General features: G+C 72.5%; 19 protein-coding genes and 2 riboswitches. Of the genes, 6 read left to right on the forward strand and 13 right to left on the reverse strand.

Annotation, left to right across the window (positions count from 1 at the left end; translation table 11 throughout):
• Positions 1–113: 113 nt before the first annotated feature.
• Entirely contained in the window at positions 114–1,616 is a 1,503-nt protein-coding gene (locus tag FHR36_RS26465) for a glutamate-cysteine ligase family protein (protein WP_253801023.1), read from the reverse strand.
• Between the two features lie 353 nt (positions 1,617–1,969).
• Between FHR36_RS26465 and FHR36_RS26470 the strand changes: the two genes are divergently transcribed.
• Both FHR36_RS26470 and FHR36_RS26475 read left to right on the forward strand, forming a co-directional pair.
• Positions 1,970–2,587 (forward strand): hypothetical protein, encoded by a 618-nt coding sequence (locus FHR36_RS26470; protein WP_253801025.1) that lies wholly within the window; start codon positions 1,970–1,972, stop codon positions 2,585–2,587.
• Between the two features lie 275 nt (positions 2,588–2,862).
• Positions 2,863–3,054, forward strand: a complete 192-nt coding sequence (locus FHR36_RS26475; RefSeq protein WP_253801027.1) for a DUF5999 family protein — start codon at positions 2,863–2,865, stop codon at positions 3,052–3,054.
• 97 nt (positions 3,055–3,151) lie between these two features.
• On the opposite strand, the gene gcvP is transcribed toward FHR36_RS26475, so the two are convergent.
• Complete coding sequence (gcvP, locus tag FHR36_RS26480) at positions 3,152–6,022, reverse strand: aminomethyl-transferring glycine dehydrogenase (protein ID WP_253801029.1); 2,871 nt, start codon at positions 6,020–6,022, stop codon at positions 3,152–3,154.
• 94 nt (positions 6,023–6,116) lie between these two features.
• Positions 6,117–6,249: riboswitch (glycine riboswitch) on the reverse strand.
• 2 nt (positions 6,250–6,251) lie between these two features.
• A riboswitch (glycine riboswitch) is annotated at positions 6,252–6,356 on the reverse strand.
• A gap of 190 nt (positions 6,357–6,546) precedes the next feature.
• Between gcvP and FHR36_RS26485 the strand changes: the two genes are divergently transcribed.
• The gene (locus FHR36_RS26485) at positions 6,547–7,755 is read left to right on the forward strand and encodes a DUF2382 domain-containing protein (RefSeq protein WP_253801031.1); all 1,209 of its coding nucleotides are present in this window, start codon (positions 6,547–6,549) and stop codon (positions 7,753–7,755) included.
• A 160-nt stretch (positions 7,756–7,915) separates the two neighbouring features.
• Entirely contained in the window at positions 7,916–9,388 is a 1,473-nt protein-coding gene (locus tag FHR36_RS26490; RefSeq protein WP_253801033.1) for an MFS transporter, read from the forward strand.
• Positions 9,389–9,550: 162 nt separating this feature from the next.
• On the opposite strand, the gene FHR36_RS26495 is transcribed toward FHR36_RS26490, so the two are convergent.
• Together FHR36_RS26495 and FHR36_RS26500 are read right to left on the reverse strand one after the other, a co-directional pair.
• Positions 9,551–10,942, reverse strand: a complete 1,392-nt coding sequence (locus FHR36_RS26495; RefSeq protein WP_253801034.1) for a DNA polymerase IV — start codon at positions 10,940–10,942, stop codon at positions 9,551–9,553.
• Positions 10,943–11,051: 109 nt separating this feature from the next.
• On the reverse strand, positions 11,052–12,470 hold the full coding sequence (locus tag FHR36_RS26500; RefSeq protein WP_253801035.1) for an MFS transporter: 1,419 nt from the start codon (positions 12,468–12,470) through the stop codon (positions 11,052–11,054).
• Positions 12,471–12,586: 116 nt separating this feature from the next.
• On the opposite strand from FHR36_RS26500, the gene FHR36_RS26505 reads away from it, so the two are divergent.
• Positions 12,587–13,588: an Lrp/AsnC family transcriptional regulator gene (locus tag FHR36_RS26505; protein WP_253801036.1), complete on the forward strand. Its 1,002-nt coding sequence runs from the start codon at positions 12,587–12,589 to the stop codon at positions 13,586–13,588.
• 16 nt (positions 13,589–13,604) lie between these two features.
• On the opposite strand, the gene FHR36_RS26510 is transcribed toward FHR36_RS26505, so the two are convergent.
• The 5 genes from FHR36_RS26510 to FHR36_RS26530 form a co-directional block, all read right to left on the reverse strand.
• A complete protein-coding gene (locus FHR36_RS26510; protein WP_253801915.1) occupies positions 13,605–14,288 on the reverse strand; it encodes a SanA/YdcF family protein in 684 nt (227 codons plus the stop codon).
• 182 nt (positions 14,289–14,470) lie between these two features.
• Positions 14,471–15,151 carry a MerR family transcriptional regulator gene (locus tag FHR36_RS26515; RefSeq protein ID WP_253801037.1) on the reverse strand — a complete coding sequence of 227 codons (681 nt, stop codon included), beginning with the start codon at positions 15,149–15,151 and terminating at the stop codon, positions 14,471–14,473.
• A 216-nt stretch (positions 15,152–15,367) separates the two neighbouring features.
• The gene (locus FHR36_RS26520) at positions 15,368–15,841 is read right to left on the reverse strand and encodes a bifunctional nuclease family protein (RefSeq protein WP_253801038.1); all 474 of its coding nucleotides are present in this window, start codon (positions 15,839–15,841) and stop codon (positions 15,368–15,370) included.
• Between the two features lie 68 nt (positions 15,842–15,909).
• Entirely contained in the window at positions 15,910–16,653 is a 744-nt protein-coding gene (gene ftsR / locus FHR36_RS26525) for a transcriptional regulator FtsR (protein WP_253801917.1), read from the reverse strand.
• Between the two features lie 63 nt (positions 16,654–16,716).
• Positions 16,717–17,256: a zinc-ribbon and FHA domain-containing protein gene (locus FHR36_RS26530; protein ID WP_380232406.1), complete on the reverse strand. Its 540-nt coding sequence runs from the start codon at positions 17,254–17,256 to the stop codon at positions 16,717–16,719.
• A 100-nt stretch (positions 17,257–17,356) separates the two neighbouring features.
• Here FHR36_RS26530 and FHR36_RS40385 point away from each other — a divergent pair, with 100 nt between their 5' ends.
• Positions 17,357–17,620, forward strand: coding sequence for a hypothetical protein (locus tag FHR36_RS40385; protein ID WP_407660861.1), 264 nt, complete (start codon positions 17,357–17,359; stop codon positions 17,618–17,620).
• 159 nt (positions 17,621–17,779) lie between these two features.
• On the opposite strand, the gene FHR36_RS26535 is transcribed toward FHR36_RS40385, so the two are convergent.
• The 4 genes from FHR36_RS26535 to FHR36_RS26550 all read right to left on the reverse strand — a co-directional run bounded on the left by FHR36_RS26535 (position 17,780) and on the right by FHR36_RS26550 (position 22,771).
• The gene (locus tag FHR36_RS26535) at positions 17,780–18,709 is read right to left on the reverse strand and encodes a DUF881 domain-containing protein (RefSeq protein ID WP_301330784.1); all 930 of its coding nucleotides are present in this window, start codon (positions 18,707–18,709) and stop codon (positions 17,780–17,782) included.
• Positions 18,710–18,747: 38 nt separating this feature from the next.
• Positions 18,748–19,080, reverse strand: a complete 333-nt coding sequence (locus tag FHR36_RS26540; RefSeq protein WP_253801040.1) for a small basic family protein — start codon at positions 19,078–19,080, stop codon at positions 18,748–18,750.
• A complete protein-coding gene (locus FHR36_RS26545) occupies positions 19,077–20,087 on the reverse strand; it encodes a DUF881 domain-containing protein (RefSeq protein ID WP_253801041.1) in 1,011 nt (336 codons plus the stop codon). The genes FHR36_RS26540 and FHR36_RS26545 overlap by 4 nt, the downstream gene beginning before the upstream one ends.
• Before the next feature lie 188 nt (positions 20,088–20,275).
• Entirely contained in the window at positions 20,276–22,771 is a 2,496-nt protein-coding gene (locus tag FHR36_RS26550) for a mannose-1-phosphate guanyltransferase (RefSeq protein ID WP_253801043.1), read from the reverse strand.
• Positions 22,772–22,882 lie beyond the last annotated feature (111 nt).

The following is a 22,882-nucleotide window of genomic DNA, read 5'->3' on the forward strand; positions in this document are numbered from 1 at the left end:
CTCCAGCGCGCTGATCGGCCCGGCGACCGTCAGGGCCGCCGGGCCGATCATCCTTTCACAGCACGCCCCGGGCGGCGATCACCCCGCCCGCCGCACCGCCGCCCTGCCGGGAGTCACCCCACCGGCCAGGTGTGCACCGGCTCCCCGGTGCGCATGTACTCCGCGTACCGGCGGGTCATCGCGGCGATGGCCGCCTGCGGGTCCATGCCGAAGTTCTCCCGCAGCCGGTGCACGGTGGCGGCCTGCCAGGCGGCGCCGTTGGTGCGGCGCAGGCAGCGCTGCTCGATGATGCCGAGGTAGCGGTCGCGGTCGGCCGGCTCGACGCCCCATTCGTCCAGGCCCTGGTGCGCCATCGGCAGCAGCTCGTTCAGGACCAGGTCGGTGGCGGCGACCGGGCCGAGTCCGCCGCGCCCGGCCCGCCCGGAGCGCGGCCACTGCAGGACCGCCTCGATCCCGTACCGGGCGCCGGCCTGGAAGTTCTCGTCGGCCCGCTCGAACGGCATCCTGGTCCAGATCGGCCGGGACTGCTCGGCGAGCACCCGGACCAGCCCGTAGTAGAAGGCGGCGTTGGCCAGGGTGTCGGCGACCGTCGGGCCGGCCGGCAGGCAGCGGTTCTCCACCCGCAGGTGGGCCACGCCGTCGGCGACGTCGTACACCGGGCGGTTCCAGCGGTAGATGGTGCCGTTGTGCAGCCGCATCTCGCCCAGCTTGGGGACGCCGCCGGACGCCAGCACCTTGGCCGGGTCCTCGTCGTCGCAGATCGGCAGCAGCGCCGGGAAGTACCGCAGGTTCTCCGCGAACAGGTCGTACGCGGAGTCCACCCAGCGCTCCCCGAACCAGGTGATGGGGCGCACCCCCTGCGCCTTGAGCTCCGCCGAACGGGTGTCACAGGCTTGCTGGAAGAGTACGGGGCGCGTCTCGCGCCACAGCTCGCGCCCGAACAGGAAGGGCGAGTTGGCACCCAGCGCCAGTTGCACGCCGGAGATCGCCTGGGCGGCGTTCCACACCGAGGCGAAGCGCTCCGGGGTGACCTGGAGGTGCAGCTGGAGCGAGGTGGCGGCGGCCTCGGCGACCATCGAGACCGACTCCACCGCCAGGTGCTCCACGCCCTGGATGTCGATCGCGATGTCCTCCCCGCGGGCGGCCATGATCTGGTCGCTGAGCAGGGTGTACCGGTCGTTGTGGCTCATCGCGTCCAGACCGGTGTGGTCCAGGTCGAGGGTCGGCAGGATGCCCACCATCACGATCCGCGCGCCGACCTCGGCGGCCTTGCGGTCGGCGTACTTCAGGCAGATGTCGATCTCCTCGCGCAGCTCCTCCAGCACATGGCCGCCGAGCCGCCGCGGGGCGACGTTGACCTCGATGTTGAACTGCCCCAGTTCGGTCTGGAAGTCGGCCGACGCGATCGACCCCAGGACCTGCGCGTTGCCGAGGACCGGCATACCCTGCTCGTCCGCGAGGTTGAGCTCGATCTCCAGGCCCATCATCGCCTTGGGCCGGTCGAAGCGTTCCTCGCGCAGCATTCTCTCCAGCACGTCCAGACAGAGCTGCAGCTTGCGGCGGTAGAGCTGCCGGTCGGACAGTTCCGCCCGGGTCGCCACGACCTTCTCGCCCACGGGTGTGCTCCTCCCCCTCGGTCGACGGTGCCAGTCATCATGCCCATCCGGAAGATCGATAGCCCGCCCGTTCGAACGCAGTGGCGGCACAGGGTTTCTGACGGTCTTTCAGTTCCGTCCCAACTTGCGCCATGAAACCCAACGTGATAAGAAGGTCACCCTGCGCACCTGTTCGAGTAGAATTCGCACTGCGCCCCGGCCCGGCTCGAGCCGTCCGAAGACCTCGTCGACGACCCGCTCCGCGCCCGCCCAGCGATCATGCCCAACCGGACACGGCCCAGGTCCTCATCAACCCGACGCCATGCCGGTATGCCGCACTCGCACGCCGATCTCGCACGGAGAGGCGACTCCACATGACCCTGCACACGCTCCAGCCACCCCCCGGCGCACTGCGCGCAGTCCTCGCCGCGCTCGGCTCCGAGACGGCGCTGCGCCAGCCGGCCGCCGCCGTCCTGCGCCATAGCCCCGGCCCGCTGCTGCCCGCGCACCCGCTGGCGGTGTACGTGCTGGACGGCCCGGCCGACCGGCTGACGGCCGCCCGGCGCACCGGCTGGCGCTTCCTGGTGCGGCACACCACGGCCAAGTCCGCCGACGCGCCGCTGGCGGACGCGCTGGGGCCGGACGGGCCGGGCGAGGTCATGGCCGCCGCCGAGGTGGTGGAGAGCGTGGAGGGCCACGTCTTCTCGCATTTCACCGCCGGGCCGTACCTGGACTCCACCGTCCGCGCGCTGCGCCAGGCCTGGCAGCTCTCGCAGGCCGCGTACGCCCGCCTCCAGCCCCGCCTGCTGTCGCTGCCCGGCCACTACGCCACCGCGCTGTGGCTGCACGGCGCCGCCCCGGGCGAGGACCTGCTGATCCCGCTCGCCCCGGCGCCGCTCGGCGTCACCGCCCACCAGGTCTACCCGGCGGCCGAGCTGCTCGCCCGCCTCGTGCCCGCGCCGGTCGCCGCGCCGACCGCGCTGATCGGCTGAGCCGGCCGGCATCACGTCGGACGACATCACCCTGACGGGCCATCGCCCACTGATCCATCCGGGTCAGTGGGCGATGGCCCGTTGGTGCGTCATTCCCGCGGTGCGCCATCCGGCCGGGTGATCTCTGGTCTCGATCTGTGGCGTGTGTCACCAAATGGCTGCGCGGAGGCAACGGGACGCCGACACTGGGAACCAGCGGCGAGGGACGGTCAGTCCTACCCACCGTGGAGCCGGTTCACACCCGAACCGGTCGGCGAACCTAGCGAGGTACGACGATGTGCCAGCACCGACCCGAGTGCCCTTCGGCGGAATCCCCCGACCGTGAGGCGGCCGCCGTGGCCGCCTCCCACCCCGACCAGGGGTGGAGCCTCCTCTGCAACGGCGTCCTGATCTTCGAGGACACCGGCGAGCTCCTGCCCGACGGCCGCGTCGTGGCCCCCCGCCGGCCCGTCACCGTCGCCGCCTGACTCAAGAAACAGAAGGGGCGCGGGAGCTGCGCGCCCGACCAGGCACCTCCTGGGTGCCCGGCCGGTCGCGCAGCTCCCGCGCCCCTGTCATTCCGGGTTACGCGTCGTACTCGTCCAGCGGCGGGCACGAGCAGACCAGGTTGCGGTCACCGTACGCACCGTCGATGCGGCGCACCGGCGGCCAGTACTTGTCCGCCGGGTTGACGCCGGCCGGGAAGACGGCCTCGTGGCGGGAGTAGGCGTGCTCCCACTCGCCGGCCAGGGCCGACGCGGTGTGCGGGGCCTGGGCCAGCGGGTTGTCGTCCTTCGGCCACTCGCCCGAGCCGACCTTGTCGATCTCGTTGCGGATCGCGATCATCGCCTCGCAGAAGCGGTCGATCTCGTGCAGGTCCTCGGACTCGGTGGGCTCGATCATCAGCGTGCCGGCCACCGGGAAGGACATGGTCGGGGCGTGGAAGCCGTAGTCGATCAGGCGCTTGGCGATGTCGTCCACGCTCACCCCCGTCTCCTTGGTGAGCGGGCGGATGTCGATGATGCACTCGTGCGCGACCAGGCCGCCGGGGCCGGTGTAGAGCACCGGGAAGTGCGGGGCCAGGCGCTTGGCGATGTAGTTGGCGTTCAGCACGGCCACCTGGGTGGCGCGCTTGAGGCCCTCGCCGCCCATCAGGCGCACGTACGCCCAGGAGATCGGCAGGATCGCGGCCGAGCCCCACGGGGCGGCCGAGATCGGGCCGACGCCGGTGGCCGGTCCGGCCTCCGCCTGCAGCGGGTGGTTGGGCAGGTACGGCGCGAGGTGCGCGCGGACCGCGACCGGGCCGACGCCGGGGCCGCCACCGCCGTGCGGGATGCAGAAGGTCTTGTGCAGGTTCAGGTGCGAGACGTCCGCGCCGAACTTGCCCGGCTTGGCGAGGCCGACCAGGGCGTTGAGGTTGGCGCCGTCGACGTACACCTGGCCGCCGGCCTCGTGCACCATGGCGCAGATCTGGGTGATCTCGGTCTCGTACACGCCGTGGGTGGACGGGTAGGTGACCATCAGCACCGAGAGCTGGTCGCGGTGGAGTTCGATCTTGGCCTTGAGGTCCTCGACGTCCACGTCGCCGTCGACCAGGGTCTTGACCACGACGACGCGCATGCCGGCCATCGCGGCGGAGGCGGCGTTGGTGCCGTGCGCCGAGGAGGGGATCAGGCAGACGTCGCGCTGGGTGTCGCCGTTGGCCAGGTGGTAGGCGCGGACGGCCAGCAGGCCGGCCAGCTCGCCCTGGGAGCCGGCGTTCGGCTGGATGGAGACCGCGTCGTAGCCGGTCACCTCGACCAGCTGCTGCTCCAGCTCGCGGATCAGGGTGAGGAAGCCCGCCGCCTGGTCGACCGGGGCGAACGGGTGCAGCTGGCCGAACTCGGGCCAGGTCACCGGCTCCATCTCGGTGGTCGCGTTGAGCTTCATGGTGCAGGAGCCCAGCGGGATCATGCCGCGGTCCAGCGCGTAGTCGCGGTCCGACAGACGGCGCAGGTAGCGCAGCATGGCGGTCTCGGAGCGGTGGCTGTGGAAGACCGGGTGGGTCAGGTACTCGTCGCTGCGCAGCAGCGCGGCCGGCAGCGCGTCGGCGGCCTCGGCCACCTCGGCGCCCACGCCGAAGGCGGCGAAGACGGCGGCCAGGTGCGAGCGGGTGGTGGTCTCGTCGCAGGAGATCGAGACGGTGTCCTCGTCGACCTGGAAGAGGTTGACGCCCTCGGCGAGCGCGGCGTTGACCACGGCGGAGGCGCGGCCCGGCACCTTGGCGGTGACGGTGTCGAAGAACGCGTCGTGGGCGAGCTCCACACCGCCGGCGCGCAGGCCCTCGGCGAGGGCGGCGGCGTAGCGGTGGGTGCGGCGGGCGATGTCGGCGAGGCCGTCCGGGCCGTGGTAGACGGCGTACATGGACGCCATCACGGCCAGCAGCACCTGGGCGGTGCAGATGTTGGAGGTGGCCTTCTCGCGGCGGATGTGCTGCTCGCGGGTCTGCAGCGCCAGGCGGTAGGCGCGGTTGCCGTCGGCGTCGACGGAGACGCCGACCAGGCGGCCGGGCAGGTTGCGGGCGTACGCGGCACGGACGGCCAGGTAGCCGGCGTGCGGGCCGCCGAAGCCCATCGGGACGCCGAAGCGCTGGGAGGTGCCGCAGGCGATGTCGGCGCCGAGCTCGCCCGGGGACTTCAGCAGGGTCAGGGCCAGCAGGTCGGCGGCGACCGCGACGATCGCGCCGAGGCCGTGGGCCTGCTCGATCAGCGGGGTGAGGTCGCGGACCGCGCCGGAGGCGCCCGGGTACTGGACCAGCAGGCCGAAGACGCCGCGCTCGGCGATCTCGGCCGGGATGCCGTCCGACAGGTCGGCGACGACCACCTCGACGCCGGTCGGCTCGGCGCGGGTCTCGATCACCGCGACGGTCTGCGGCAGGGTGTCGGCATCGACCAGGAAGACACCGCCCTTGACCTTGGTGACGCGGCGGGCCAGCGCCATCGCCTCGGCGGCCGCAGTGGACTCGTCGAGCAGCGAGGAGCCGGAGGTGTCCAGGCCGGTCAGGTCGGAGACCAGGGTCTGGAAGTTGAGCAGCGCCTCCAGGCGGCCCTGGGAGATCTCCGGCTGGTACGGGGTGTACGCGGTGTACCAGGAGGGGTTCTCCAGCACGTTGCGCAGGATCACCGGCGGGGTGAAGGTGCCGTAGTAGCCCAGGCCGATCATCGACTGCACGACGGTGTTGCGGCCGGCCAGCTCGCGCAGCTCGGCCAGCACCTCGGCCTCGCTGCGGCCGGCCGGCAGGCCCAGTGCGGTGAGGCTGCGGATCGCCTCGGGGACGGCGGCGTCGGAGAGCTCGTCGAGCGAGCCGTACCCGACGTGGGCCAGCATCTTGTCCTGCGCGGAGGCGTCGGGACCGATGTGGCGGTTCTGGAACGGGCTCGCCTGCTCGAGGTCGCTGAGTGTCGGCTGGGCGTTCATGGGGGTCGAGGCCTCCTGGTCACGGACCGGCGGGGGAACGCACGCCGGCCGGCCGCCGCGAGGGAGCCGGAATACCGTACGAACCCGTCAGGCCTCCCCCTCTGTCATCGGTACCTGAGAGCTTCGCCGTGCCGGCGCCCGGAGGCGTCCCGTCGACTTGCACCGTCGGTGAGGGTGGTGTCCGCCGGCTCCTGTTGCCGACAGCCCTGCCCTGCTTTCCAGAGTGACCTGATCTCGCTCGGTACGGATGCCTGAGAGATTCCGGGGAGGAGTTGCTCCTTCGGCGCCCCACAGCCCGAAAGCCTCGGGGCGGGGACTCTCCCGAGCGGGCTCGGCGGTCGCCGCCCAGGGTACCAGCGGATACGCCCCCGACCACGGGTGCCAGGGGTGTGATCTGCCCCGGACGGCCGCGCTCGGCTCGCCACTGTCCGATACATGCCGTTTCGTGTGAAGAGGTGGGCGGTCAGCTCCTCCGTCCACCCCCTCTGACGGCCCCTCAAGGAGCAGCAGGACTGGAGGACAGCGTGCAGACCGATATCGATCCGCGCGACCTGATCGGGCACAAGGCGGTCGACCGGAACGGTGACAAGATCGGCACGGTCGACGAGGTGTATCTGGACGACGCCACCGGAGAGCCGGAGTGGGCCGCGGTGCGTACCGGCATCTTCGGCCGGGACGCCTTCGTCCCGCTGACCACCAGCGAGTTCTCGGGGGACGAGCTGCGCGTCCCGTACGACAAGTCGCTGATCAAGGAGTCCCCCGATTTTGGGGTCGGCCAGCACCTCTCCCCCGCGCAGGAGCTGCAGCTCTACCGCTACTACGGCCTGGACGCGAGCGGCGGACAGCCTCCGCCGAGCGCGACCAATGGCTCGGTGCCGGCCGACCGGGCCGACCACGACTTCGGGACGGTGGCCGCCGCGGCGGCCACCGCCCACCCGCATCCGACCGCGGCCCACCAGGCTCCGGACACCGCGAGGGCCGACGGCAAGCCCGCCGGCCACCAGCCCGCCCCCCACCACCCCTCTCCGGAGAGCAACGTCCGAATGAGCGCCCCCACCATGCAGCGGCCCACCGCCGTCCAGATGCCGGCCGTCGACCCGACCGCCCCGTCCACCCCGTCCGTCGCCGCCGCCGCACCCACCCCCGAGCCCACCCCGGTCCCCGAGGCGCCCAGCGGGCCGGTGGAGATCACCTGCCGCGAGGAGCGGCTGGACATCACCACCGAGTGGCACGTGCTCGGCACGGCCAAGCTCCGCAAGTACGTGACCACCGAGCCGGTCGAGCGCCGGGTGCCGGTGGTCCGCGAGCGGGTGCGGGTCGAGCGGGTGCCGGTCACCGAGCAGGAGCGGGCGGCGCTCAGCGAGCTGGAGATCGCCGAGGCGACGGAGGAGGTGACCCTGCGCGAGGAGCGGCCGGTGGTGCACAAGTACCTGGCGCCGATCGAACGGGTGCGCCTGGTGGTGGAGCGGTACACCGAGGAGGAGGTGGTCCGCGAGGAGCTGCGCCGCGAGCAGGTGGAGGTGCAGGACGGCACCGTGGAGGCCTCCCAGGACCACGCCGGTCCGCACGAGGGCGAGGGCCGCGCCGCGGCGCCGCACCCGACGGCCGGGCACCAGCCGCCGGCGCACCCGCAGGCGCCGTCCGGGCCGAACGGCGGGCACATGCAGACCCTCCACCCGGCGGACCTGGCGACCGCCGCGTACCTGCGCCCGGAGCCGCTGCGCCCCTCCTGAACTGCACGGCAGGACACCGGCCCCGGTCCGCCCTCCCGGCGGGCCGGGGCTACGCCCTGCCGAAGCTTCACTCGCGGCGATATTTGACAGACTGAAGTATCTACGGGCATGGTTCTTTCAGTTGATTCACTATCGCCTGTCTGAAGAATGAGGACGTACCGTGAGTGAGGCCTCCCAGCCCATCGCCACGGCCGACAAGCCGACCAGCGCCCGGGTGCTGCCCGCCCTGATCGTGGCCATGCTGGCCTTCACCGTGGTGCAGACGGCGGTCGTGCCGATCCTGCCGTCGCTGGCCAAGGAACTGGACGTCAACGGCTCCAGCATCACCTGGCTGATGACCGCCAACCTGCTGTCCGCCGCCGTGCTGACCCCGCTGCTCGGCCGCTTCGGCGACCTGCGCGGCCGCAAGCCCATGCTGCTGGTCTCGCTGGCCGGCCTGGTCGCCGGATCCGCGCTCGCGGTCTCCACCCACTCCTTCACCTGGCTGATCGTCGCCCGCGTCCTCCAGGGCGCCGGCGGTGGCGTCCTGCCGCTGGCCATCAGCATCGTCCGCGACGAGCTGCCCCGCGAGAAGGTCACCGGCGGCGTCGCCGCGATCAGCGCCTCGATGGGCGTCGGCAGCGGCCTCGGCCTGGTCGCCACCGGCCTGCTGCTGGAGCACTGGAACTACAAGTCCATCTTCTGGATGGGCCTGGCCTTCGGCCTGATCGCGGTCGCCCTGGTCGCCCTGCGCGTCCCGAAGGACCCGGTGGTCGACAAGGCCGGCGGCGCCGACCCGCTCGGCGCGCTCACCCTGGCCGGCTGGCTCTCCGCCCTGCTGATCGCCGTCAGCCAGGGCAACCACTGGGGCTGGACCTCCACCAAGACCCTTGGCCTGTTCGCCGTCGCCGCCGTGGTCGCCCTGATCTGGATCGCCATCGAGGTCAAGGTCGCCCACCCGCTGGTCGACATGAAGATGCTCTCCCGCCCCGCGGTCGCCTTCACCAACATCTCCGGCCTGCTGATCGGCTTCGGGATGTACGGCTCCTTCCTGCTCATCAGCAACTTCGCCCAGACCCCGGAGAAGCTGACCCACTACGGCTTCACCGCCACCGTGCTGCACGCCGGCATCATGCTGCTGCCCTCCGCCGTCGGCTCGATGGTCGCCGCCCCGGTCGGCGCGCTGCTGATCGCCCGCCGCGGCCCGCGCCTGCCGCTGGTCCTCGGCGGCCTGCTCGGCTCCGCCGCGATGGCCTACCTGGCCCTGCGCCACGGCCACGAGATGGACATCTACCTCTCCTCGGCGATCTTCGGCCTCGGCGTCGGCCTCGCCTACGCCGCGATGCCGGCCTACATCAACGGCGCCGTCCCGGCCGAGCAGAGCGGCATCGCCAACGGCATGAACGCCGTGCTGCGCACCGTCGGTGGCGCGATCGGCACCGCCGTGATGGGCGCGATCCTCACCGGCGACACCATGAAGCTGCCGATCCCGGTCCAGCTGCCCACCCTGGACGCGTACAAGCACTCGTTCTGGGTCGCCGCGGTGATGTGCCTGGTCGCCGCCGTGGTTCCGTTCGCCATCCGGCGGATCAAGCCGGCCACCGCCGCCGCCACCGAGCAGGCCGCCCCGGAGCTCGCCAAGACCGACGCCTGACGGCGTCCACCCTCGCCGCCCGGGACAGGCGGCGAGGGGCCCGGGCCCGTACGGAGCAGAGGGCATCGAGACCGTACGACGAAGCGCCCGGCCGACAACCGGCCCCGCACCCCTGGACAAGGTGCGGGGCCGTTGCCATTCCCCCGCCCGCGCCGCCGCCCTTCAGCCGCCGTCCGGATCCGGCTCGCGCAGCGGCAGCGGCCCCGACGGCTCCAGGTCCTCGTCGTCGATCGGAAAGGTCCGCACCCGGCCGGGCCCGCTGTACGGCGTCTCGAAACGGACCGTCACCCGGCCGACCCCGCTGCCCTGCACCCAGCCCGGCCCGAACTCCGCGTGCGTGACGTCCTGCCCCGGCCACCAGCGCCGCACCGCGGGCACGTCCGCCACCGCCGGGGCCGGCTCCTCGCCGCCCTCCGCCTGCTCGGCGCGCTCCGCCTGCTCGGCCCGCTCGGCCCGCTCCAGCTGGGCGAACAGGTCCTCCTGGGTGAAGTCGGCGAGCTGGGAGACGCCGACACCGAGCAACCGCACCCCGCCGGTGACGTCGACCTGCAGGGCCAGGCGCCGCGCGGTCGCGGCGATCACCTCCTGGTCGTCCGTCGGACCGCGCAGCGTCTCCGAACGGGTCAGCGTCGAGAAGTCGAACCGCCGCACCTTCAGCACCACGGTCCGGCCCGAACGGCCGGTGGCGTGCAGGCGGCGCACGCACCGGGCGGACAGCACGTCGATCTCGCGCAGGATCCGGTCCCGGTCGGCGAGGTCCACCTCGAAGGTGTCCTCCACCGACACCGACTTGGCATCCCGCTCGGGCACCACCGGCCGGTCGTCCAACCCCAGCGACATCGCGTACACCCCGGCGCCGTGCGCCCGGCCGAGCAGCTGCACCAGCTCCTCCGGCCCGGCGGCGGCCAGGTCGGCGACCGTGGTCAGCCCGGCGCGGCGCAGCGCCTGCTCGGTGGCCGGCCCGATGCCGGGCAGCGCCCGCACCGGCATCGGGGCGAGCACGGTGCGCTCCATCCCGACCTCGACCAGCACCAGCCCGTCCGGCTTGGCCCGCTCGGAGGCGATCTTCGCCATCAGCTTGGAGCCCGCCGCCCCGACCGACGCGGTCAGCCCGGTCCGCTCCCGGATGTCGGCCCGCAGGTCCTCGGCGACGGCCAGCACCAGCTGGGCGCCCTCGGCCGGACCGACCGCGGTGAGCGCCGGCCCGTACGGGCCCGCCTCCAGGTCGACGAAGGCCTCGTCCAGGCTGAGCGGCTCGACCAGCGGGGAGCGCTCGCGCAGCAGCTCCATCACGATCTCGCTGTTCTGCCGGTACGCCTCGAAACGGCCGGTCAGGAAGGCCGCGTTGGGGCACAGCCGGCGGGCCTGCGCGGTGGGCATCGCCGAGTGCACGCCGAACTTCCGCGCCTCGTACGAAGCGGTGGCCACCACCCCGCGCCCGCCGACGCCGCCCACCACCACCGGTTTGCCGCGCAGGCTCGGCTTGGCCGCCTGCTCCACCGCGGCGAAGAAGGCGTCCATGTCGAGGTGGATGATGCTCGGCACAGTCCGCACCAGCCGATCATCCCCCAGGGGTACGACAACCCGGCCCCGGCGCGTCGTCCACCGGGCCGGGCGGTCGGGACGAGGCCGTCGGCACGGCGTTGTCCGGACCGGCCGCCGACTACCCGCCGACGCGGGCGTCCTCCCGCGGCGCCGGAGCGGCCGGGGCCGGGGCCGCGGGACGGACCAGGGCCAGCACCAGCAGCCCCGCCGCCAGGCCGGTGCAGCCCGCCGCCAGGTAGACGTCGTCCAGGCCCGCGGCGAAGGCCGCGGGCAGGTCGGCCGGTCCGGCCGCGTCCTTCACCCGGTCCTGGAACACCGTGCCGAGCAGCGCGATGCCGAGCGCGTAACCCAACTGCCGGGCGGTGTTGACGGTGCCGCTCGCCATACCGGCCCGCCGAGGCTCCACCGCGGCCAGGGCGGTGGACATCAGGACGGGCGTCGACAGGCCCACGCCGACGCCGGTGACCAGCAGACCGGGCAGCAGCGCCGTCCAGGTCGAACCCGCCGACACCAGGCGCAGCAGCAGCGTGCCGCCGCCGATCAGCAGCAGCCCGATGCCGATCGGCAGCCGCGGCTGCACCCGGTGCAGCACCCGGCCGCCCACCAGCGCCACCACGAACGCCGACACCGCCAGCGGGCACACCGCCAGCCCGGCGGCCAGCGGGCCGAGGTGCAGCACCTGCTGCAGCCACAGCGAGGTGTAGGTGAGCTGGGCGAACGCCCCGGCGGTGAGCAGCAGTCCGGCCAGGGTCAGCCCGAGGAAGGCCCGGTTGCGCAGCAGCGCGAGGTCCAGCAGCGGATGCTCCGCCCGCAGCTCGGCCGGGACGAAGGCGGCCCCGGCCAGCACGGCGACGGCCAGCGCGCCGAGCACCACCGGGCTGTCCCAGCCGCGGTCGCCGCTCTCGATCAGACCGTACGTCAGGGCAGTGGCGAAGACGGTGAAGGCGAGCGCGCCGGGCACGTCCGGGCGGCCGCGCACCGCCCCCGCGCCCGGGCGGACTGCGGCCAGGGTGAGGACCAGCGCCAGCGCGGCGACCGGCAGGTTGACCACGAAGATCGCCCGCCAGCCGGACCAGTCGGTCAGCAGCCCGCCGAGCACCGGACCGACCGCCGCCGCGGCGCCGTTGACCGCGCCCCACACGCCGAACGCCACCGCGCGCTCCCGGCCCCGGTAGGCGCCGGCCAGCAGCGCGGTAGTGGAGGTCATCATCGCGGCGCCGCCGACACCCTGCACCGCCCGGGCGGCGATCAGCGTTCCGGCGTCCGGGGCGAGGGCGCAGCCCGCCGAGGCGGCGGCGAACACGGCCAGGCCCCACAGGTAGAGCCGCCGGTGGCCGACCCGGTCGCCCAGCGACCCGAAGGCCATCAGCAGGGCGGCCAGCATCAGCGCGTAACTGTCCACCACCCACTGCAGGGAGGTGAACGAGGAGTGCAGGTCGGCGGCCATCGGCGGCAGCGCCACGTTCACGATGCTGACGTCGACGAGCAGCATGAACGCGCCGAGGCAGATCGCCGCCAGCGGTATCCACTTGCGCACGGTCGGGCTCCGTTCGAGGAGAGGGATGAACGCTCCACACCATGGCCGCGCCCCGGCGGATTCTCCGCGCCAGCACCGCGATCCCGCCGATTTTCGACATCTCCTAGGCTGGGGTGATGGGATCCCACAGCTTCGACCTGCTGGACCGGCAACTGGTCACCGCCCTGCAGCTGAACGCCCGCGCCCCGTTCAGCCGGATCGCCGCCGTCCTGGGCGTCTCCGACCAGACGGTGGCCCGCCGGTACGCCCGGCTGCGCGGCGAGGGCTCCGCCCGGGTCCTCGGCCTGTCCGAACCGTTGGCGCTGGGCGAGGTCCGCTGGCACATCCGGGTGCAGTGCGTCCCGGACGCCGCGGGCGCCCTCGCCGAGGCCCTGGCCCGGCGCGAGGACACCACCTGGGTGGGCCTGGACTCCGGCGGCACCGGCCTCAGCTGCGTCGCCCGCTCCCACCCCGAGCAGCCCGAGGACTCGCTGCTGCTGCAGCGGCTGCCGCGCACCCCCAGCGTGGTCACGGTCAACGCCCACTGTGTGATCCATACCTTCTTCGGCGGCGCCCGGAGCATGGCCGTCAAGTCCGGCTCGCTGACCGCCGAACAGGTCCGCCTGCTGCGCGAGGAGCGGCCCGTGCGCGAACCCGCGGCGCCGCCCGTGCTGGACGCCGGCGACCGGCGGCTGCTGGAGGCGCTCGCCGCCGACGGCCGCGCCGGCCTGGCCGAACTGGCCGCCGCCACCGGCTGGTCGGCGAGCACCGTCCGCCGCCGGATGGACGAGCTGCAGGACCTCGGCGTGCTCTACTTCGACCTGGACCTGGACTGGCGGATCTTCGGGGTGACCGCCCCCACCCTGCTCTGGCTCTCCGTCGCCCCGGCCGAACTCGCCGCCACCGGGCAGGCGCTGGCCGAACACCCCGAGATCGGGTACGCCGCCGCGACCACCGGCCCGACCAACCTGCACGCCGTCCTGCTCGCCACCGACGTCCAGGCCGTCTACACCTACCTGACCACCCGGATCGCCGCCCTGCCCGCCGTCCGCCAGGTGGAGACCGCGCCCATCATGCGCACCGTCAAGGGCCCGGGCCCGTACCTGCGTCCGCCCACCCGCGCCCGCCGGACCACCTGAGGCCGAACGGGCGGGCTCAGTCCCGAAGTGCCCGGCTGATGCCGTCCTCGTGCGGGCCCAGGAACTGCGGATCGCTCCGCAGGAGCGTGTTCAGCACGGCCTTGCCCGCGCCGGGTATCTCCCGCAGCCCGCCGTAGTACCAGGTCGCGTTGGGGTCCTCGGGCACGCCGACCGCGTACGAGTCGATGCCGGCCGCCCGGCACAGCGCCAGCGCCCGGCGGACGTGGAAGGTCTGGCTGACCAGCACCGCGTGGTCGACGCCGAAGATCCGGCGCGCCCGGGTGCAGGAGTCCCAGGTGTCGAAGCCCGCGTAGTCGCCGACCACCCGCACCTCCGGCACTCCGCGGCGGACCAGGTACGCGCGCATCGCGTCGGTCTCGTCGTAGTCGGTCCGGCTGTTGTCGCCGGTCACCAGGATCGCCCGGACCTTCTGGCGCTGGTAGAGCTCCAGCGCGGCGTCCAGACGGTGCGCCAGGTACGGGGACGGCTCGCCGTCGAACAGCCCGGCGCCGAAGACCACCGCGACGGGGGCGCCGGGCGCGCTGTCCACCGTGCCGACCCGGCCGTCCGCGCTGATCCACAGCCAGGCGCTCGGCGCGAGGGCCAGCGAGGAGCACACCACCACGGCCTGGAACCAGCGCCGCCGGCCCCGCCGGATCCCCCACCCGGGCAGCGGCCGGAGCCGCTCCGGCGCGCGCACCAGCGCCGCCGCCAGCCGGCGCGGCCGGGCGGCCAGCCCCCGGGACACCGCCGCACCGCGGCGCAGCCCGCTCGCGGCCTTCCAGCGCACGTCCTTGATCGTCACACCCGTCCCGACGACGCAGCGGCCCGGACGGTTCCCCGTCCGGGCCGCTGCCGACGTCTAATCCTGGAGGCCAGCCGCTACCCGGCGCGGTTGCGGCGCTGGGCCAGCTCGTCGGCGGGGTTGTGGCCGACCATGGTCTCGCCGGTGTCGGTGCGCTCGGCGTGCAGCCGGCTCAGCGCCGCCTCCAGCTCCTGCCACACCGCGCCGACCGCGATGCCGAACATGCCCTGGCCGCCGCCGAGCAGGTCGACCACCTGCTGCGGGGAGGTGCACTCGTAGACCGTGGCGCCGTCGCTCATCAGCGTCAGCCCGGTCAGGTCGGCCCGGTCGGCGGACTGCAGGTGGGTGACGGCCACCCGGATGTTCTGCAACGACACCCCGGCGTCCAGCAGCCGCTTGACGATCTTGAGCATCAGGATGTCGCGGAAGCTGTACAGCCGGTGCGTCCCGGCCGCGTAGGCCGAGCGCACGCTGGGCTCCAGCAGCCCCGTCCGCGCCCAGTAGTCCAGCTGGCGGTAGGTGATGCCGGCCGCCGCACAGGCCGTCGGGCCGCGGTAGCCGAGCAGCTCCGAGGTCGGCTCCAGGCGCTCGATCGCGGGCTGGCCCGCCTGCACGGCAGGGAAGCGGCCCTTGCGCGGCGGCTCCACCTGCTCACCGGCGCCAGGGCCCCACGGCCGCCCGATCAGGCCCCGTCCGGCGCGCGGCACGTGCACGGCGCACAGGCCCCCTGAGGCCTTCTCATCGCCGCTGCCGATCATGCCGCCCTCCGTCCACGTCCCCTGCGAGCACGAGCCCCGGGTGGCCCACGCCTGCCGGAGCCATCACCTGACGGTAGGCAGTCACCCGAGGACCGTCAACGATCGCCACGCCGAGCCAAGCCGACAATGTCACTCGGACGAGTGGTTTTTCGTGCCCCAAGTGTGGGTAGCGGAAGGAGTTTTTGCCAAATGCGACGCGCCGTCCCCCGAACCGGGCTACTGCGCGCCGCCCCCGAAGTCCTCGGGCGAGACCTGGTCGAGGAACTCGCGGAACTTCTCCACCTCGTCCTCCTGCTCGTCCGGGATCGAGATGCCGGCCTCCGCCAGCACCTCCTCAGTGCCGTAGATCGGCGTACCGGTCCGCAGCGCCAGCGCTATGGCGTCCGACGGCCGGGCACTGACCTCCACACCCCCCGCGAAGACCAGTTCGGCGTAGAAAACCCCCTCCCGCAGGTCGTTGATCCTGACCTCGGTGAGCTGGTGGCCCAGCGCATCCAGCACGTCCTTGAAGAGGTCATGCGTCAGCGGCCGCACCGGAGTCATGCCCTGCTGGGCGAAGGCGATCGCAGTCGCCTCGCCAGGACCGATCCAGATCGGCAGGTACCGATCGCCCCCGACCTCCCGCAGCAGCACGATCGGCTGGTTGGAAGGCATCTCAACCCGTACACCCACGACGTCGAGCTCATTCACAATCGCAACCCTATGGCTCCCACGGCCGATAGGAAAGCGCAGCCGGTCGTCGCCGCCGCGTTCCGGCCTCAGGACCGCACCCGCAGCCCCGCCTGGACCATCGCCGCGTGCAACCGCACCGACAGGGTGGCCAGCTCCCGGGCCGTCGCCTCGGCGTGCGCCCGGGTCTGCGGGTTGCGGTGCCGCCGCAGCGGCGCCACCACCTGCTCGACCAGCGCCACCTCGCGCTCGGCCGCCGCCTTCACCGCCCGCAGGTGCCGCGGCTCCAGGCCGAACCGGCCCAGCTCCGCCACCAGCCGCGCGATCTGCAGCGCCTCGCCGTCGTACCCGCCGTCCGGCCCCGGCGCCACCAGCCCGTACGACTCCCACTCGACGAGCTCGGCCTCCTGCGCCTCGGCCGCCGCGATCAGCTCCGCCCGGCCCAGCCGGACCCCCGACGGCGCCCCCGAGGCCGCCACCAGCTCCCGGTCCGCCTCCTCCAGCGGCCCCGGCCGATTGTCCGGCGCGGGCAGCGCCGGCGGAGCCTCGCCCCGCTCGATCGCGTCCAGGTGCTCGCGGATCACCCGCAGCGGCAGGTAGTGGTCACGCTGCATCCGCAGCACGTACGCCAGCCGCTCCACGTCGGCCGGCGCGAACTTCCGGTAGCCCGAGGGCGTGCGCTGCGGCTCGACCAGCCCCTCCGCCTCCAGGAAGCGAATCTTCGAGATGGTCACCTCCGGGAAGTCGTCCCGCAGGAAGGTCAGCACCGCGCCGATGCTCAGCAGCTCGTCACCCCGCCGCCGCGCCTCGCCCGTGCGGCGCGAGGCCGGCACGGACGAGGAGCCGAGCGGGGTGGGTGTCTGTGGGGTCACTCGGGCTCCCGCCGAAGTCGTGGACTAGTACCCCCGGTAGTGGCCGGCGAAGTACACCAGGCGGTACTTGCCGATCTGCACCTCGTCGCCGTTGTTCAGCAGCACCTCGTCGATCCGCTCCCGGTTGACGTACGTGCCGTTCAGGCTGCCCACGTCGGCGACCGAGAAGCCGCCGCCGGCCTGCCGGCGGAACTCCACGTGCCGGCGGGAGACGGTGACGTCGTCCAGGAAGATGTCACCCTGCGGGTGGCGACCCGCGGTGGTCAGGTCCGAGTCCAGCAGGAACCGGCTGCCCGAGTTCGGGCCGCGCTGCACGATCAGCAGGGCCGAGCCCGGCGGCAGCGCGTCGATCGCCGCCATGACCTCGGCCGACAGGGCCGGGGTCGCACCGGTCGCGGTCGCGTTCGGGTCGTAGGACTCGATGCCGGAGATCGAGATGGTCGAGGTGGTCTCGGCCGCGCCCTCCGGCACACCGGCCCGCAGCGCCGTACCGCAGTTGGAGCAGAATCGGGCCGTAGCCGGGTTCTGGTTCCCGCACCGCGGGCACGGACTGGTGCCAGCCATGTTCACAGCCTCCTGGCGCGGCACACCCGACTGGCTGTGCCCGGCGTAGGGATCCGGGGAAAACCCTCCACCAGAGGTTGAGGGTCCTGAGGCGAAACCTATGCGCGCGGCACCGGACGAATCAACCGACGCGCCGTACGCGCCGTCGAACGAACCGGTCGGGATTCCCGCGCCCTGGGTCGCATTGTCGTCCCGGAACATCGCCCGCTCGGCGTACTGGTCACCGGTCGGCGCCGGCCGCATCGGCGGCACGCCGGCCTCGTCCTCGCGGCGGTGCCGCGCGGTCGGCGACTCGACCGCCGTGCGATTGCCACGACCGAAAAGCTTCGAGAAAAAACTCACGGGCGAATCCCCTTGCAATTGACAGACCCGCCCGCGGGGCAGGGTGAGTGGCTCGGACAGGAAGTACAGCCGGCCTCGGACCGGAAGCGGACCGACGCTATGACCCAGTGTGACCGAAGGACCGCCGACGCCCGGCACCGGGGGCGGCGGGCAGCTGACGGACCGTATGGAAGTCGACCCGTCACTTCGCCGCCGGCCTGCCGTACTGCAGCGGCTTGGGCGTGGCGAGCGCGTCGACGACCACCTTCTGCTGCTGGGTGATCGTCGCGCGCGCCTGCTGCTTCTCCAGGCTGCGCACCACACCACCGGGAATGTTCAAGGCCGGCGTCAGATCCTGCGGGTTCCCCACCACGGTGAAACGGAACGGCTGCGCGACGTTCTTCCCGTCGATCTGCACCCCGCCCGACGCGACGTCGGTGAAGTAGGTTCCGGCCACCACTCGCACATCGTTGATCTGAATCGCCTCCGCCCCCGCTGCTCGGAGTTCCTGCAGGGTGTCCAGCAGCATATCCGCCTTCACCTGCCCTTGGGGATCGTCGATGGTCAGGACGATGCCCGGGCCGGTCGCCTTGACGGTACCTGCCAGAATGCCCAGATCCGCCGCCTTCTGGCGGGTCTGTTCCTGGGCTTCCTTGGCCTGATTGGAACTGTTCTCCAGCTGGGCCAGGGACTGGTCCAGCTGCGTCTTCTCCTGTTGGAGACGCTGCTGGCGGCTGTCCAGTTCGTCGAGGATGCGGACAAGATCCTCCTGGCGGGCGCCGCGCAGCTGGTCGTGGTCGTTGGTCGACCGCACCTGGATCGCCAGCGCCAGGCCCAGCGAGAACAGCAGGACCGCCACCACCAGCTGCCCGCGCGACAGCCGCGGCGGCCACAGCGCGGCCTTCATCCGCCGGCGCGGCTCGACCGGCGGCGCGGGCGGCGCGCCGGCTGCGGACGCGGCGATCCCGGGCGTGTCGCGCTCGCCCGAAGGCTCCTCCTCCGCCTCGGGCTCCCGCTCCGGCTCGGGCTCCTTCTCCGGCTGGGGCACCGGCTCCGGCTGGGGCACCGGCTCCGGTGCCGCCTCAGGCTCCGGCGCGCCCTCGCGCTCCTGCGGCTCCTCCGGCTCGGGCAGGTGCTTGTCGTCGTCCTTGTCGGCCACGGCTTCGCTCCCTACGCCCTGAACACATGCCGGCGGATCGCCGCCGCATTGGAGAAGATCCGGATACCCAGCACGACCACCACACCGGTCGACAGCTGCGAACCCACCCCCAGCTGGTCACCCAGGAACACGATCAGCGCCGCGACCACGACGTTCGACAGGAACGACACCACGAAGACCTTGTCGTCGAAGATCCCGTCCAGCATCGCCCGCACGCCGCCGAACACCGCGTCCAGCGCCGCCACCACCGCGATGGGCAGGTACGGCACCACGGCCTCGGGTACCTCGGGCTGCACGAACAGGCCGACGACCACGCCGATCACGAGACCCAGTACGGCAATCACGGTGTTGGAGCTCCTGTCCCAGACGGTGCGGTGGTCGGCTTTCCGGTGGCCGCGGTGGTGGAGGTGGACGGCGAGGCGGAGGACGACGGCGACGCGGACGCCCCCGCCGACGCCGACGGCAGATCCGGCTTCGCCACCCGCAGCGTGACGCCCACCGCGGCCGGCAGCGTCACGCTCTTCTGCACCGAGATCGTCGACTTGATCCCGTAGCTGTCCTGAATGATCTTGAGGTAGCGGCCGCCCTGGTTCTCCTGGAAGGCCTGCGCCAGCTTCGGGCCGTCCCCGATCGCCAGCACGGTGTACGGCGGCACCAGCGGCCGGTTGTCGACCAGGATCGCGTCACCCGCCGCCCGGATCGCCGACAGGTTGGTCAGCCGCTGGCCGTTGATCGACACGCCCTCGGCGCCCGCCTGCCACAGCCCGTTCACCGCGTACTGCAGGTCGTGGTCGCGCAGCCGCCCCGAGTTACCGAAGGTCTCCGCGTTGCGCGGATCGCTGACGTTGCCGCCCTGGCCCGTGCCGGAGGCGTCCTCGATCAGCAGCTTGATCCCGGGCCCGACCATCTCGGCCGTGCCCGTGCTCGCCGCCAGGTCCGCCACGCCCCCGTCGCCGCTGCTCCGCAACGCCTGCTGCTGCGTCTGCTCGACCTTGGAGCGGTCCTGCTCCACCTGCCGCTGCAGCGCGTCCGCGGCCTTGGTCTCGTCGTTCACCCGGTGGATCAGCGCGTCCCGCTCCTTGGCGAGCGTCGGCGCCGCCTCGTGCGAGTTCACCGCCCCCACCGTCACCACGATCGCGGCCAGCCCCAGGCCCAGCGCGAGCACCAGCCGCCCCCGGGTGTTCCCGGGCAGCCGGTACGGCCCCTCGTCCCCGCGCGCCTTGGCCGCCTCGGCATAGCCGTCGTCCAGGCTGTGCTCCATCACGGTGGTCAGCAGGGACATCGAGGCGTCCGGACGGTTGAACCGCCCGTCCCGGTCACTCGGCGTCGGCGTTGCTGGCATGCGGGACATCGTCCCACGTCGCGGGTGCCAACCACGACCTGCCCCTGCCGAAACCGCACAGATCCTCGATCGGTCGCCACCGACCGACCTGGGGAAAGGGCGGTGGGGACGGGCCCGAACCCGTCCCCACCACCCCTGTCACCTCGGCAAAGCCGCGCCCGCAGACCCCCGGCCCGGGCTCCGCGGCCGGCCCGGCCTCAGCGGCCGGCCGAGTCGACCACCGCCGCCCACTCGTCCAGCAGCCGCTCCGTGGCCTCGTCGTCCGGGCCCTCCGCCCACAGGTGGGTGACCGCCTCCGCCGGATCCGGCAGCACCAGCGTCCACCGGCCGTCGGCCTCCACCACCCGGACCCCGTCCGTGGTGTCCAGCCGCCGGTTCCCGGCCGCCTCCACCACCGAACGCATCACCATGCCCTTCGCCGCCCACGGCGTCGCGATGTCCCGCCGCTGGATGTGCGCCTGCGGGATCCGCGCGTCGATCTGGCTCAGCGTGAGCTGCGTCCGGGCCACCAGGCCCACCAGGCGCACGAACGCCGCGGCACCGTCCAGCACCCCGCTGAACTCCGGCACCACGAACCCGCCGCGCCCGTCACCGCCGAACACCGTGCCGTCCGCCGCGGCCGCCTTGGCCAGGTCGTCCGGCGAGGTCGTCGTCCAGATCACCTGCGTCCCGTGGTACGCCGCCACCTGCTCGGCGATCCGCGTCGTGGTGACCGGCAGCGCCACCTGCCCGCTGCGCCGCTCGGCCGCGACCAGGTCCAGCAGCACCAGCAGCGCCCGGTCGTCACCGATCACCCGGCCCTGCTCGTCCACGAAGGACACCCGCTCGCCGACCGGGTCGAAGCGCACCCCGAACGCCGCCCGCGAGGAGGCGACCAGCTCGCCCAGCCTGGCCAGCGCCGCCCGGCGCTCCTCCGCGTCCTCGGTCGGCCGGGACTCGTCCAGGCCGCTGTCCACCGTCAGCGCCTCGACCCCGAGCCGGCCGAGGATGCTCGGCAGGACCAGGCTGGCACTGCCGTGCGCCGCGTCCACCACGACCTTCAGACCGGCCTCGCGCACGCCGGTGGTGTCGACCGCCCCGAGCAGGTTGCCCGCGTACGAGTCGAACACGCTCGACGGGTGCAGCAGGTCGCCGATCTCACCGGGGAACGCCCGGCGGAACTCCTGCCGCGCGTACACCCGGTCCAGCTTCCGCTGGCCCGCCTGGGACAGGTCCGCGCCGCGCTCGTCGAAGAACAGGATGTCCAGCGAGTCCGGCACACCCGGCGTCGTCCGCAGGAAGATCCCGCCCGCACTGCCCCGGGCCGTCGCCTGCCGGGCCACCGGCATCGGCACGTTCTCCAGGTCCCGGACGTCGATCGCGCTGGTCTGCAGCGCCGAGATCATCGCCCGCTTCAGCGCCCGCGCACCACGCGAGTGGTCACGCGCGATGGTGACCGTGGCGCCCTTCTTCAGCGTGGTCGCGTACGCCCCGGCCAGCCGGACCGCCAGCTCGGGGGTGATCTCCACGTTCAGGATGCCGGAGACACCGCGCACCCCGAACAGGTGCTCCTGGCCGCGCGACTCCCAGATCACCGAGGTGTTGACGAACGCGCCGGCCTCGATCGTCTTGAACGGGTAGACCCGCACGTTGCCCGAGATGATCGACTCCTCGCCGATCAGGCACTCGTCACCGATCACCGCGCCGTCGTCGATCCGGGCCGCCCGCATCACGTCGGTGTTCTTGCCGACCACGCAACCGCGCAGATTGCACTGCGGGCCCACGTACACGTTGTCGTGGATCACCGTCTTGTGCAGGAACGCCCCGCGCTTGACCACCACGTTGCTGCCGAGCACGGTGTGCTCCCGCAGCTCCACACCGGCCTCCACCTTGGCGTAGTCGCCGATGTACAGCGGCCCGCGCAGCACCGCCTCCGGGTCCACCTCGGCGCCCTCGGCCACCCACACGCCGGGCGAGATCTCGAACCCGTCGATCTCGACCTGGACCTTGCCCTCCAGGACGTCCGCCTGGGCCTTCACATAGCTCTCGTGGGTGCCCACGTCCTCCCAGTAGCCCTCGGCGACATAGCCGAACACCGGCTTGCCCTCCTTGAGCAACTGCGGGAAGACATCGCTCGACCAGTCCACCGACTCGCCGGCCGCCACGTAGTCGAAGACCTCGGGCTCCATGACATAGATGCCGGTGTTCACGGTGTCCGAGAACACCTGGCCCCAGGTCGGCTTCTCCAGGAAACGCTCGACCCGGCCCTCGTCGTCCGTGATGGTGATACCGAATTCCAACGGATTGGGCACCCGGGTCAGGCAGACCGTCACCAGGGCGCCCTTCTCCCGGTGGAAGGCAATCAGTTCGGACAGGTCGAAGTCGGTGAGCGCGTCACCGGAGATCACTAGAAAGGAGTCGTCCTTGAGAGCGTCCTCGGCGTTCTTCACACTTCCGGCGGTACCGAGCGGGATTTCCTCGTTGGCATACGTGAGGTGCATACCCAGGTCTTCGCCGTCACCGAAGTAGTTCTTGACCAGTGAGGCCAGGAACTGCACCGTGACCACGGTGTCGCTGAGCCCGTGCCGCCTCAGCAGCCGCAGCACGTGCTCCATGATCGGCCTGTTGACGACCGGTAGCAGTGGCTTGGGCATACTCGAGGTCATCGGGCGGAGACGAGTGCCCTCCCCGCCCGCCATCACAACGGCTTTCATTACGGGTGCGTCCTCCTTCGCGGTGGTGGACCCTGTGGATCCATCAAACCGGTCCGAAGCATCTCTACCCGGATCAAAACGTCCGACTCACCGAGGAGGTCGTGTGGAACG

Source organism: Kitasatospora cinereorecta (genome assembly GCF_024172095.1).
Lineage (GTDB): Bacteria > Actinomycetota > Actinomycetes > Streptomycetales > Streptomycetaceae > Kitasatospora > Kitasatospora cinereorecta.

Bases quoted from the DNA above. Each gene is read 5' to 3' on its own strand.
- FHR36_RS26470 (WP_253801025.1), top strand. From the start codon at position 1,970: ATGACCCTGCACACGCTCCAGCCACCCCCCGGCGCACTGCGCGCAGTC.
- FHR36_RS26475 (WP_253801027.1), top strand. From the start codon at position 2,863: ATGTGCCAGCACCGACCCGAGTGCCCTTCGGCGGAATCCCCCGACCGT.
- gcvP (WP_253801029.1), bottom strand. From the start codon at position 6,022: ATGAACGCCCAGCCGACACTCAGCGACCTCGAGCAGGCGAGCCCGTTC.
- FHR36_RS26505 (WP_253801036.1), top strand. From the start codon at position 12,587: ATGGGATCCCACAGCTTCGACCTGCTGGACCGGCAACTGGTCACCGCC.
- FHR36_RS26515 (WP_253801037.1), bottom strand. From the start codon at position 15,151: ATGATCGGCAGCGGCGATGAGAAGGCCTCAGGGGGCCTGTGCGCCGTG.
- FHR36_RS26530 (WP_380232406.1), bottom strand. From the start codon at position 17,256: ATGGCTGGCACCAGTCCGTGCCCGCGGTGCGGGAACCAGAACCCGGCT.
- FHR36_RS40385 (WP_407660861.1), top strand. From the start codon at position 17,357: ATGCGCGCGGCACCGGACGAATCAACCGACGCGCCGTACGCGCCGTCG.
- FHR36_RS26545 (WP_253801041.1), bottom strand. From the start codon at position 20,087: ATGTCCCGCATGCCAGCAACGCCGACGCCGAGTGACCGGGACGGGCGG.
- FHR36_RS26550 (WP_253801043.1), bottom strand. From the start codon at position 22,771: ATGAAAGCCGTTGTGATGGCGGGCGGGGAGGGCACTCGTCTCCGCCCG.